Origin of the sequence: Caballeronia sp. GACF4 (assembly GCF_023631025.1) — a bacterium.
Lineage (GTDB): Bacteria > Pseudomonadota > Gammaproteobacteria > Burkholderiales > Burkholderiaceae > Caballeronia.
In genome coordinates this window covers 161253-173792 of sequence record NZ_JALQDW010000028.1, presented here as the reverse complement: position 1 = coordinate 173792, position 12540 = coordinate 161253, and the positions used below count along the sequence as shown (strand labels likewise).

The window sequence follows — 12540 nt, the reverse complement described above, 5'->3', positions numbered from 1 at the left end:
TGCCATCCTGTTTGGAGAGCGTTTTACCAACGCACGCGGGTGACTCCGCTAACCGCCTCGCACACAAAAATGCGGACAGGTTCTCTTTGACCGAGACTTACCAACTTCCGTCATATGTCGTTAGCGGCGACTTCGTCCAACGAAATTTCTTGCTGATTCTTTATGTTACTCAGAAGCAGACAGCCGATGGCGATCATCGCCTGTCTGCGGACAACCCGACGGTGGAAGGTCAGTGCTTCCGTCCCGACAGTCGCCCAAGCGTCATCGTAAATTTAGAAGTCGGTCCGCACACTCAACATGACGTTACGCCTGTCGCCGAATACACTGTAGAACTGGCCGGGTGGGCGAATGTAATAGCCGCGATCGAAGATATTGTTCAACTGCAGTGTCGCTTCGAGATGCTTGTTGAAGCGATATCCGACCTGCGCATCGAAGATGGCATACGCGCCCTGTTCGACGCCGCGCGATATGCGTGTCTGCGCGAGCATGCCGCCGCCGACCGATACCCCGCGCATGACGCCCTGCGTAAACTGATACCGCGTCCACAGTTTGAAGAGATGCTTGGGGTCCGTGCCATCGGTGAGGCCGGGCGCATCGTTCTCGAAGTGCTCGTTCAAATACGTGTAGCCCGCATAGACGTTCCAGTCCGGCATCGGCTGTCCGGTGACTTCGAGTTCGACGCCCTGACTGCGTGCCTTGCCGGCGGCAAGGTAATAGAACTGATGATCGGGATCGTCGACCGCGCGGTTGTTGTCGTTGATACGGAACAGCGCCATGTTCGTATTCAGGCGTCCGCCGAGCACGCTGCTCTTCACGCCGACTTCGTATTGCTCGCCGGAACGCGGTGGAATGCCCGCGCCGGAGAATGTCGTCTGCGTCTGGGCGTCGAGGAAGCGCGCGTAATTCGCGTACGCGGTGACCGCCGGCACGATATCCCAGACGAGTCCCGCCGACGGCAGAAAACGATGGTTGATCTGCGAGTTCGTCGCCCAGTCCGTGAGGTCGGGCAGTGTCGATTGCGTGCGATCCTGTACGAACGCCTCGCGCGCGCCGAGCACGAGCGTCAGCGGATTCGCGAGTTTGATGCGCGCCTGCGCGTAGATGCCGTACTGGACGGTGCGCTCGTTCGTGCCGAAGCTGAAGGGCGTATCGACCTGCGGCACGGCGTTGGGATCGAACAGACTGAAGGTGCCGCCTTCGAATGGGCCATCGACGGACTGGAAGCCCGAGAGCGCCGTCGACGACATCACCGAATAATTTGCGCCGACCGTCAACGTGTGCGTTTGCCCGAAGAGCCGGATGGGACCGGACACGTTGCTGTCCGCGCCGAACCAGTCGTAGGTGTTGCGCTGATTCTGATCGCCGTAGAAGCTGAGGCCATCGGTGGTCGCGCCCGGTCCCGAGTACGCGTAGTACGCCCGCGTCAGCATGTGCCTGTAGAACAGCGTCGTGGAGGACTTCCAGCCGCTTTCGAAGCGATGCACGAGGTTCGCGTTGGCTTCCTGAATCGACGTGTACGACGTGTTCCAGCTCGGGCTGAAGTTCTGTGCATACGAACTCGGCACGCGGCCGACGAGTGCGGTCTGATCCGCATTGAGCACGCCGCTCGCGCCGTAGTCGAGGCCGTACATCGGCAGGACTTCGTAGCCGCCCGAGAGCGAGAGCGTCGTGCGCGGCGTGAAGTCGTAGTCGATCGCGCCATAGGCCATGAACTCCTTGCTGCGCGCCCGGTCGATCGATTGATGCCCGGCCTCGCCGACGATCACCGCACGCCCGCGCAGGCTGCCGTCCTTGTTAAGCGGTCCGGTGACGTCGATCATCTGCCGCACGCTGCCGAAGGAATCGACTTGTGTGTCGGTCGTCAGATGGAATTGATTTTGCGGCCGTTTGCGCACGAGATTGACGACGCCGCCGGGCTCGCCTGCGCCGTCGATCACGCCGGCCGGTCCGCGCAACACTTCCACGCGGTCGTACATCGCGAGGTCGAATTGCGTGAGATATTGCAGGCCGCTGACGATGGGCGTGCCATCGAATTCGATGCCAAGTTGTGAGCCCCGCGCGCGGAAATAAGCCGTGCCGTCGCCGTAGCTGACCGAACTGACGCCCGTCACGTAGCGCAAGGCTTCTTCGATGGTCGTGTCGTTGCGGTCGTCCATTTGCTGGCGCGTGACGACGGAAACCGAATACGGGGTCTCCTTGATCGATTGCGCACTCTTGCCCGCGATGGTCGCGCGTTTCGCGGCGTACGAGCCGCTGTCTTCGGTCGTCGCATCGGCGCCGGTGCTGTCGGTCACCACGACGGCGGGCAACGTCACATCGCTGCCCGCCGGGTTTTGCGCGCGTGTGGGCGGCGACGTCGCGCCGAGCATCGTCAAAAGCGCGAGCGCAAGCGGCGTCATGCGCGGCGCGCGCACGTGCCATCCCGTCGTCGGCGCGGGCATCGCGCCGCGCGGGTCATTCCCTCTTCTCATGTTTTCTCATCCCATCGTTGAATAGACAAACGGCGTCGTCCCGCTGCATGCGGGCTTGAATCGGATGGGGACATTGGTTGTGTGGTGCGAGGCACGCGCGGCCCCGTTCTATCGACTTCGATGCAACCGTCATGTTTGCCGCGCACCGCGCAGCAGGATCAGCATGACGAGCCACGGACCGCCGAGCAGTGTCGCGACGAGACCGGCCGGAAGTTGCTCCGGATAAGGAATCTGCCGTCCCAGCCAGTCCGCGACGACCATCAGCAGCGCGCCGAGCATCGCTGCGAGGTAGACCTGCGGCAGCGGACGCCGCCCGCCCGAGAGCCGCGCGATATGCGGCGCGATCAGCCCGACGAAGGACAGCGGCCCGACCACGACCGTCGCCGCCGCCGTCGATACCGCCGCGAGCAGCAACAGGCCGAAGCGCGCGCGCCCGACCGGTACGCCGATGCTCGCCGCCACCTGCGGACCGGCGCCGAGCGCCGCCAGCCAGCGCGCGAACAGCGGCGCCACGGCGAGTACCGACATCGCCAGCACGGCCATGAGCAATGCCATCGCCGGCTCGATGTAGTAGGTCGACCCGACCAGCAAATCGAGCAGCACGCCCGCGCGTGGATCGCCGCTCGCCATGACCGCGCCGACGACCGCCTGGAACAGCGCGCTGATCGACAATCCGACGAGCAGCAACCGCTCTGGCGCGAACCGCGCGCGCCGCCCGAGCCAGAGCAGCAAGCCAAGCGTGGTGCACGCGCCGGCCACGCTTCCCGCGAACAGCGCGGCCGGTTCAAAGCTGCCCGCGATCAGCAGCACCGCGACGACGCCGAACATGCCGCCCGAGCCGACGCCGAGCAGGTCTGGGCTTGCCATCGGACTCGCGGTCATGCGCTGCAACAGCGCGCCCGCCGCGCCCAGCAGACTGCCCGCTGCGAGCGCGGCCAGCAGGTGCGGCACGCGCCAGAAGAGGAGCGCGTCGATGTCGGCCGGATGCGCGAACCGCCAACCGTCCGGTCCGCGCGTGACGACGAACGACAACGCGCACGTGATCGCGAAGAGCGCTGCCCATACGAGCGGCGTCGTGCGCACGGCGTGCGGCGCGGTGCCGCGGTCAAGCGTTTCGCGGATGTCCGGCGTGGTGCGAAGGCGCGGCAGCAGGACGACCAGGAGCGGCACGCCGATCATCGACGTGACCGTGCCGGTGGGAATCAGATGCGCCGAGAACAGCTCGCCCTGCGAGACGATGCGCACGAGTTCGTCGGTGAGGAAGAGCAGGGCGGCGCCCAAAAGCGGCGCCCACACGAGGCGGTCGCGCAGGCGGCGCGCGCCCGTGAGCCGCGCGAGGAGCGGTGCCGCCAATCCGACAAACCCGATCACGCCGACCTGCGCCACCACGCTCGCCGTGAGCACGACCGCGACCAGCAGCGCCGCGCCGCGCATCCAGCCGACGGCGGCGCCGAGATTGCGAGCGGTGGCATCGCCGGCATCGAAGAGTTGCAGCGGTCGATGCAGCAGCGCCGACGCCAGCGCGCAACCGCCCACGCTCGCCGCAACGCGCGCGGCGCTTTGCCAGCCGGTCTGATCGAGTGCGCCGCCGCCCCAGATTTGCAAGCCTTGCAGCAGATCGAAATGCATGACGCCGATCGCGAGGCTGATCGCGCCGCAGTACAAATTCACCACCATGCCCGCGAGAATCACGGCAAGCGACGACATGCGTTGCAACCATGCCAGGCCGAGCACGAGGATCATTGCCAGCGCGCCACCCGCGAGCGCGATGGTTTCGCGGCCCGCTGCGAGCCAGCCCGGCAGCCACACGCTCACGACGGCGAGCCCGAGATACGCGCCGGGGAAGATGCCGAGCGTCATCGGTTCGGCAAGCGGATTGCGCAACACCTGCTGCACCAGCACGCCCGCAAGCCCGAGCGCCGCGCCGCACAGCAGCGTCATGGCGATGCGCGGCAGCACGCTTTCGTGCACCAGCACGTCGCGCATGTCGGTGAGATCGGGCGAAACGAGCGCCTTCCAGAACGATGCGCCGTCGAGCGCGCCATGCAAATGCAACGCGGCGAGGCACACGGCGGGCAGCATCAGGCCGGCGAAAAGTGCAAGCCGCCAGTCGCGTGGCGGCGCCGAAGGGCGAGTGAGTGCGACGCGGCTGCTACGCAAGCCCACCTCCGTCGTTATCGATGATGGCGCGTGCATTCGCCATCGCGGTCGCGAAGCGTTGCATCGAAATCAGGCCGCCGTACGGGGCGATCACCGGCAACACGGCCACGCGTTTCTCGCGGACCGCTGGCAGCGCGCGCCAGAGCGGGCTCGCCGTCAGCGCCGCGCGGATGTCGGGCGCGAGCGGCCGAGTCAACGCGATATCGGCGTCGGCGGCTTCGAGGAGACGGGGCAACGGCACGACGGTGGAACCCATCGCGTTCGTCGTCCAGCGCACGCGCGCAGTCGCGGCGTTCGACAGCCCGATCTTTGCGAGCACATCGTTGAAGAGACTGCCCGCGCCGTACACGCGCAGATGCCGCTCGTCGATCACGTCCGCGACGATCACCGGCCGGCCGCGCGGCACGCGCGCCGCGACGTCGCTCATGACGCGCTCGGTCGACGCGAAGAGCGCGTCGGCCCGGGCGCGGGCGTCGAAGGCATCGGCCATCACGCGGGTTTCGGCGCACAGGCTCGCGTAGGGATGCCGGTCGGTCATATACGCGCCGAGCGTGAGCGTCGGGGCGATACGCCGCAGCGGCGCGAGCAGTCCCGCATGCGCGGGCGTGACGATCAGCAGGTCCGGCGCGAGCGCGAGCAGCGCATCGAAATTGGGTTGATAGAGAAGGCCGATATCCGCGACATCGGACGGCAGCGGCGGCACCGCGATCGTGTTCGCATACCACGCGGGCAGCGGAATGCCGACCGGCGCGCGCCCGAGCGCGAGCAGCGTCTCGGTCAGCTCCCAGTTCAATACGACGATACGTCGCGGCGCCGGTCCGGCCACGACGCGCGCGGCACGCGAGAACGCGAGCAGCGCGGCGGCGCCTCGCAGCAGCGTGCGTCTCGGTGGCGACTTCATGACGGAAAACACATGCGACGGCCGGTGGACGCATCGGTCGTAACCGACATCGGCACGCCGTAGATGGCTTCGAGCCGCGCCGGATCGACGATGACCGCCGCGTCCTCGCGCATCAGCAGACGCCCCTCGCGCAACGCGACGATCCGGTCGCAGAAGCGCGTCGCCATGTTGATGTCGTGCATGACGATGACAGCGGTCATCGCGCGTTCGGCGCACAGCGTCCTGACGAGTTCGAGCACGGTCAGCTGATGGCCGACATCGAGCGCCGACGTCGGTTCGTCAAGCAGCATGCAGCGCCCGTTCTGCGCGACCAGCATCGCGATCCACGCGCGCTGGCGCTCGCCGCCCGACAGGCTGTCCACGGTGCGGTCGGCATAACAATGAACATCGGCGGCTTGCATCGCCCGGTCGACGTGCGCGGCGTCGCCGGCCGTGAAGCGCCCGAGCGCGCCGTGCCACGGATAGCGGCCGAGCGCGACGAGTTCGCGCACCGTCATGCCATCGGTCGATGGCGTCTGCTGCGGAAGCCAGGCAACTTCACGCGCGAACTCGCGCGTACTCCAGTCGGCGAGCGGCCGGCCCGCGCATCGGACGACGCCCGTATCCGGCGCAATCTGTCCTGCGAGCAGCTTGACGAGCGTGGATTTGCCGGAGCCGTTGTGCCCGACAAGCCCCGTCACGCGGCCCGGTTCGATATGCAGATCCAGCGGATGCAAGAGCGTGCGCCCGCCCGCCGAGCGCGACACGCCTTCGAGCGAGAAGGCGGGCGGCGTCGCGGTCGCGTACGCCGTCTGGTAGACGTGGCCGTTCATGCGAGCGCCGCCTTTTTCGTGGAACTCACCTGACCGCTGTCGAGCTTGACGATACGATCGGCGAGATCGAAATAACGGTCGTCGTGGGTGATGACGAGCACCGTCTTGGCGCGCGCCTTCAGTTGCGGCAGCAGCACGCGATAGAAGACGTCCTTGAACGCGGGGTCCTGGTCGGCGGCCCATTCGTCGAAGAGATAGAACGGGCGGTCTTCCAGAAACGCCACCAGCAAGGCAAGACGCTTCCTCTGGCCTTGCGACAGATCGAGCGTCGAAAAACGGCCGTTGTCGATGCGCACCTTGTGCTCTAGTTGCAATGCCACGAGCAGCGCGCGCGCCGTGGCCTCGCTGTGCGCGGGCAGGCCGAGCAGCGAATCGAACAAATGGAAATCGCTGAAGACGACGGAGAAAAGCTGGCGGTAAGCGGCGCGATTGCCGTCGTCTACCACCGTTTCGTCGATGACGATGCGTCCCGACTCCGGCGCATACAGCCCGACCAGCACCTTCGCGAGCGTGGTTTTGCCGCTACCGTTGCCGCCCACGAGATAGACGAGTTCGCCCGCCCGGAACGTCAGATCGATAGGTCCGAGCGTGAAAAAACCGTCCTCGGCTTCGCGCACGTAGCGATGTTCGACGCCTTCGAGCGTAATGCTCGCGAACGCGTCGGCGTCGAGCGAGGCGCTTGCGGGCTCGGGCGGCAGGGCTTGTTCGAGCTGATCGATGCGCTCGAACGCGATCCGCGCGCTGCCAATGGCGGGCAGGGCCGCCAGCAATCCTTCGACCGGCATGATGAGGTAAAGGAAGACGAGCGCGTAACCGGACATCACGTGCGCGTCGGCATCGAAGAGACGCGCGAGCACGAAGAGGGTCAGGCCGACGAAGCCGAACAGCAGCAGATTGCCCCAGCTCGCGGCCAACGCGTGCAGCATGTAGCCGCGCGTGCGCTGCGCGCGCACCGCTTCCACATGCGGGGCGAGATCACGCGCGACGAACGCTTCGGCACGCGCGCGATGCAGCTTCAGTTCCTTCGCGCCGTCGAAGAGCGAGCGAAAGCGTTGCAACAGGCCGTCTTCACGCTGCCGCGAATCGCGCAGATGGAGAAGCGCCCGCGAGCCGATCAGATGCGTGCCGAGCGATCCCGCGCCGATCGCGACGAGCGCGAACAGCAGAATCGGCAGGGACAGCATGCCGAGATAGACGAGACAACCCGCGATCACCGCGCCCTGCATGACGATCGACGGCAGACTGATGAAGAACACGACGATGGTGTCGAGGTCCTGCGTGAGCGCGTTGATGGCGCGCGACGCGCCGCATCGTTCGAGATCGCGATACGACGCGCCCGCGATGCGGCCGATCGTCTGCAAGCGCAACCTCGCCTTGGCGTGCTGTCCGAGATACATGAACAGCATCTGCGAAACGACCCGCGTGAGAATGACAACGACGCCCAGCGCCGCGAAGCGCACGCCGAGCGTGAGCAGTTCGTCGCTGGTTGCGCGCAGCGCCTGATTGATCAGCGCGACGAGCGCCGCGTTCGCCGCGCCGCTGACGAGACTGACGACCAGCGCGACAGGCAACAACCCGCGCGCGCTGCGGATCGACGAGGCTATCAGAGACACGTGCGCACACCCTCGTTGAAAGCAGCCAAGGCAGGCGGCTGCCCGCAAAGCGCATTGGGCGGCAACAAAAATGCGAGAATGCGAACCATTAACATTTCAACCGATGGGTCGGCGCTAAGTGTTGAGTGACGACGAGTTTAGCGTTTCGTCGAAAAATCAGGCCGACACCGAATATCGAATTTCTGACAACTATTGGTGTTTTATCGATAGTTTTTTGCGTACCACTTTTTCGCGACCATGAAAGAGTTCCTGCTCAAACGCTATCCGATCGAACGCGTCCCGCTGTCGCGAGACGTGATGGCAACCCTCGTCGACTATCGTCATGGGGAGCGTATAACCTGGCATCAACACAAGCACGGACAACTGGTGTTCGCCGTGCGCGGCGTCGTGCGTGTGCTCACGCCCTCGCGCACCTGGACGCTGCCGCAGTCGCGCGCAGTTTGGCTGCCATCCGATGTCGATCACGAACTGCACGCGGTCGGCGACACGCAACTATGCAGTGTGTATTTCGAGCCGCGTGTGTTTCCGTGGTCGTGGCATCAACCGGCCGTGATTGCAGTGTCGCCGTTGATGAGAGAGCTGGCCATCGTGCTGGGCGCCGCGGGCGAGCGATACGCCGAGGGAAGCCATGCCTCGCTCAGCGCGCCGCTGTTGCTGAAGGTGTTGAGAGAGACGCCCGCGCTCGCCGAGCCCGGCGTGCCATTGCCGCGCGATGCACGGCTGCTGCAGATCTGCGAGCACATGATGAACGACCCGGCGAGCGAACTGACGCTCGATTTCTGGGGCGAGCAGTTTCACACCAGTGGGCGAACATTGGCGCGCTATCTGAATGCCGAGACTGGATTGACCTTTGGCGCATGGCGTCAGCAGATACGAGTCGCGGAGGCAATCACGCTCCTTACGCTGGGACAACCTGTGACGCAAGTTTCGAAGAAGCTTGGCTATCGCAGTGCGAGTGCTTTCATCGTCATGTTTCGTCAGGTCACGGGAGAGGCGCCACAACGTTACCTGGCTTCGCGCTCGTCGAGCAGATAAACGGAGAGCGGGGCGGCTCATGCAGACTTCGAGTTGGAAACTTAGATGTAGATCGCATCATTGCTCGAATGACGTTCGTATAGCTGCGGTCTTCGTTCGGGCCTCGATAGCTGAATGTCGAATGGCCGTTGTAGCGTTGAAAGCCGTCGTCGGTACGTGGGGGAGAAGGGCGGTTGAGGGTCGTGAAGACTCATGCGCGCCTGCGGACGTTCGATTCAGCGGTGCAAGCCGGCGAATAACCGCAGACGGACGGACTGCAGCCACACGGTTCGTAACCGGGCCGGCAGCTCGGAGCAAGTCGCGCAGATCATCTCGGTCATCGAAGGTATCGCGTTCCAGACCAACATCCTCGCATTGAATGCGGCAGTGGAAGCCGCGCGCGCAGGCGAACAAGGTCGCGGTTTCGCGGTGGTGGCGGGCGAAGTGCGCACGCTTGCACAGCGCAGCGCGACGGCCGCAAAGGAGATCAAGGATCTGATCACCGAGTCCGTGGAGCGCGTGAACAATGGTTCGGCGCTCGTGGACAACGCGGGCCGCACGATGACGGAGATCGTGCAGGCCGTGAAGCGCGTGGCCGATCTGATGGGCGAGATCAGCTCGGCATCGGGCGAGCAGCATCATGGCATCGAACAGGTCAACACCGCAGTCATGCAGATGGATGAAATGACGCAGCAGAACGCGGCGCTCGTCGAGGAAGCATCGGCGGCCGCGCAGTCCATGGCGTCGCAGTCGGCTTCGTTGCGTGATCTCGTCGCTGTATTCAAGGTGGATGCAGCGGCTGCGCGCGCGGTTCCGGTATCCACGGCGGCGAAGCCAACGAGCGCGTCTCGCGTCGCTCTCAAACCTAGCGCTCCAGCGCCGACCAAGCCTCGCGCCTCAGCGAAGACAGCGCCGAAACCTGCGCCGACGCATGCAGCGACTGCGAGCGCGGAAGGGGACTGGCAGACGTTCTGAGAGCGCGAGCGCGTACAGAGGTTGTCCGTCATATAAAAGGCGGCACAACCTCAAGTTCGCATCGTTCAAGCCGTAAACATCGCCAACGCCTGCACGGTAAACATCTAAAACTACAACTGGAACTTCCATGATGAGAAGAGCCGGACTCGCCACGCTGCTTTGCGCCGCATCGATACTGTCGGGCTGCGCAAGCGGCCCCGAAGTGCTTTCGACCGTGAATGCGCGACAGCAGCCCACAAAAGTACGCAGCTTGCTGATCGTGGTGGACAGTTCGCTGTTCGGCGATTCATGGAACGCAGGGGCCGGTAGACATTTTGCGCACACGCTCGGCGACACGTTAAGAGAAACGGCCGGTTCGATTCCTGTGACGCTGCTGCGCCTGGACTCCGAAGCCGATTCACGCGCTCTGCCGAAGATCATCATGTCGTCGCATGCGACGCAGTTGATGCAGGTCAAAGCCGTACGCGTCACGTCGCGCTCGCGTGGCGACACCGAGGCCGTATGGCAAGTCACGCTTTCTGACGTGAAAGCGTCGCTGGTTCCCACCGAGCAGGACCCTTCGCGCTTCAATACGCGTGTCGAGATAAACACGTTCTATCAGCAAAAGATCAGCGCCAGTGTCTCGGAGCACATGGACTTTCTTCTTGGTGGCATCGACAAAAGTGCAGCGGAAACGGGAAACGCTATTGGCGCTCGCTTGCGCGCAGCACATGTGATGACACCTGACCCTGCGGTCGGCGCTGCGCCGTTGGTGTCGTCGAATCCCTCTTAGTCAAAGCGTTTGGCCGCTTCAAGTGCACACCCAAGCAGCACGTCCCGCACCATTCCCGCTCCACCATGCGCCGCCATCGCGCAACGCGGCGCTAACTCGAGCACGCCACCAAACGGCCACTTGTGTCCGTCTCAGCCGCTAGCAACCGAAACGGCCACAAACCCTTCCCAACCCCGCCAACAATCGACAGCACACAGCCACCTCGCCAAACACGGCGTGGAAGTCGCTAAAGAGTCATCCGTTCACAAACCGCGCATCGCTGCGAAGCACGCGCCAAGGATGACTCCGCCATGCAAATCCGCAGAATTCCCACTACCGTCGTCACCGGCTTTCTTGGCGCGGGCAAGACCACGCTCGTCAATCACATTCTCGATGCAACGCGGCCGATGCAGATCGGCATCGTGGTCAACGAGTTCGGCGAAGTCGGCATAGACGGTCAGTTGATCGTCGCCGACGAAGAAGCCGTCATCGAGATTAATAACGGTTGCGTGTGCTGCACGGTCCGCACGGATCTCGTCGCAAGCGTGCGCGATCTGCTTACACGCTTCGGCGACCGGCTGGAACGGCTGATCATCGAAACGTCCGGGCTCGCCGATCCCGCGCCCGTGCTACAGACCTTTCTCGCAGACCCCGACGTGCGCGAACGTCTCGAACTCGAAGCCGTCGTAGCCGTTGTCGATGCAATGCACGCATCCGCCCAGCTTCACGATGACATCGCGCGCGAACAAATCGTGTTTGCGGACCGCATCATCATCAACAAGACGGATGTGGCCGTGCCCGCGAAAGTGGCCGCGCTCGTCGAAGAACTCCGGCAAATCAATCCCACCGCGCAGATCGACTTCGCGAACCATTCAGCCGTCGACGTCGATGCATTGCTCGGCGTGCGGAGTTTCTCGCTCGATAACCTGCTCGCCGTCGAACCCGGTTTGCTCGATGAAGAAGGCCACGATCACGAACACGACGACAGCATCGCTTCTTGCGCGATCGTCGTTCCAGGCGCCATTGACGCAAGCCGCTTCAATCAGTGGATCAACCAGCTTGTGCAGACGCAGGGGCAACAACTGCTGCGCATGAAAGGCGTGCTCAACGTGCACGAGGAAGCAAGGCGTCTGCATTTTCATAGCGTCCACATGCTGCTCGATGCGAGCTTCGGCCGCGCATGGAAGCGCGACGAAGCGCGTGAGAACCGCTTCGTGATGATCGGCAGAAACATCGACTCACGGCACATGCGCGATGGACTTCTTTCCTGCATGCATTGACCCATTCATTCATTTCTTATCGAGGAGCACGCGCATGAAAAAGCCCGAAGCATACACATTGAGCATTGGCGTACTGGCCGTCGCGGATACATGGCTCACCGGGACCGTATTTCCCGTACCCGTCTGGGTGACGTTCATTGCATGGGCGTCGTTCTTCGTGCTTGGCGGCGGTCGCGCGGGCTTCGTGAAGAGCGTCGCGTCGAATCTCACGGGGCTGGTCATCGCATCGCTCACGTTGCTCTGCATTGCGACGACGAGCGGTGGCGCGTTTGCGGCGGCGGTGTTCGTCGGCATCGGCAGCGCGGCGATGGTGCAGGCAGCAAAGATCAGATTACTCGATGTCTTGCCGGCCATCGTGTGGGGCTTTGCATCGACGGTCGGCACGACGGTGGCAACAGGCAAGGCGATCACGACCGCTGGCATCGGCAATCCTGCACTCGTGGCCGCAGCGGCGCTCGTGACGGGCGCGGTCTTCGGCTTCGTGTCGGAAGTGGTCGGCGAAGCGCTGTTGTTCAAACGCGAGCATCGGCTGAGCTGAACTCGTTTCTTTACGCACGGAGCAC

General features: G+C 64.1%; 9 protein-coding genes and 1 pseudogene. 5 read left to right on the top strand and 5 right to left on the bottom strand.

The features are described from left to right. Window positions 1-272: 272 nt before the first annotated feature. The 5 genes from NCR40_RS27865 to NCR40_RS27845 all read right to left on the bottom strand — a co-directional run bounded on the left by NCR40_RS27865 (window position 273) and on the right by NCR40_RS27845 (window position 7957). Entirely contained in the window at window positions 273-2471 is a 2199-nt protein-coding gene (locus NCR40_RS27865) for a TonB-dependent siderophore receptor (RefSeq protein WP_250511352.1), read from the bottom strand. 129 nt (window positions 2472-2600) lie between these two features. Then, complete coding sequence (gene fhuB / locus NCR40_RS27860) at window positions 2601-4631, bottom strand: Fe(3+)-hydroxamate ABC transporter permease FhuB (RefSeq protein WP_250511351.1); 2031 nt, start codon at window positions 4629-4631, stop codon at window positions 2601-2603. Further along, window positions 4624-5532, bottom strand: coding sequence for an ABC transporter substrate-binding protein (locus NCR40_RS27855; protein WP_250511350.1), 909 nt, complete (start codon window positions 5530-5532; stop codon window positions 4624-4626). Before NCR40_RS27855 ends, fhuB begins: the two co-directional genes overlap by 8 nt. Beyond that, window positions 5529-6344, bottom strand: coding sequence for an ABC transporter ATP-binding protein (locus NCR40_RS27850; protein ID WP_250469644.1), 816 nt, complete (start codon window positions 6342-6344; stop codon window positions 5529-5531). Before NCR40_RS27850 ends, NCR40_RS27855 begins: the two co-directional genes overlap by 4 nt. Beyond that, window positions 6341-7957: a cyclic peptide export ABC transporter gene (locus tag NCR40_RS27845; protein ID WP_250511349.1), complete on the bottom strand. Its 1617-nt coding sequence runs from the start codon at window positions 7955-7957 to the stop codon at window positions 6341-6343. Before NCR40_RS27845 ends, NCR40_RS27850 begins: the two co-directional genes overlap by 4 nt. Before the next feature lie 237 nt (window positions 7958-8194). Here NCR40_RS27845 and NCR40_RS27840 point away from each other — a divergent pair, with 237 nt between their 5' ends. The 5 genes and pseudogenes from NCR40_RS27840 to NCR40_RS27820 all read left to right on the top strand — a co-directional run bounded on the left by NCR40_RS27840 (window position 8195) and on the right by NCR40_RS27820 (window position 12515). After that, window positions 8195-8992, top strand: a complete 798-nt coding sequence (locus tag NCR40_RS27840) for an AraC family transcriptional regulator (RefSeq protein ID WP_244831704.1) — start codon at window positions 8195-8197, stop codon at window positions 8990-8992. Between the two features lie 285 nt (window positions 8993-9277). After that, a pseudogene (locus NCR40_RS27835) lies at window positions 9278-9946 on the top strand (methyl-accepting chemotaxis protein); the annotation flags it as partial. 250 nt (window positions 9947-10196) lie between these two features. Continuing rightward, window positions 10197-10718 (top strand): hypothetical protein, encoded by a 522-nt coding sequence (locus NCR40_RS27830; protein ID WP_250511348.1) that lies wholly within the window; start codon window positions 10197-10199, stop codon window positions 10716-10718. Window positions 10719-11008: 290 nt separating this feature from the next. After that, on the top strand, window positions 11009-11977 hold the full coding sequence (locus NCR40_RS27825) for a CobW family GTP-binding protein (RefSeq protein WP_250511347.1): 969 nt from the start codon (window positions 11009-11011) through the stop codon (window positions 11975-11977). Between the two features lie 34 nt (window positions 11978-12011). Then, on the top strand, window positions 12012-12515 hold the full coding sequence (locus NCR40_RS27820; protein ID WP_244831698.1) for a DUF1097 domain-containing protein: 504 nt from the start codon (window positions 12012-12014) through the stop codon (window positions 12513-12515). The last annotated feature ends 25 nt before the right edge of the window (window positions 12516-12540 follow it).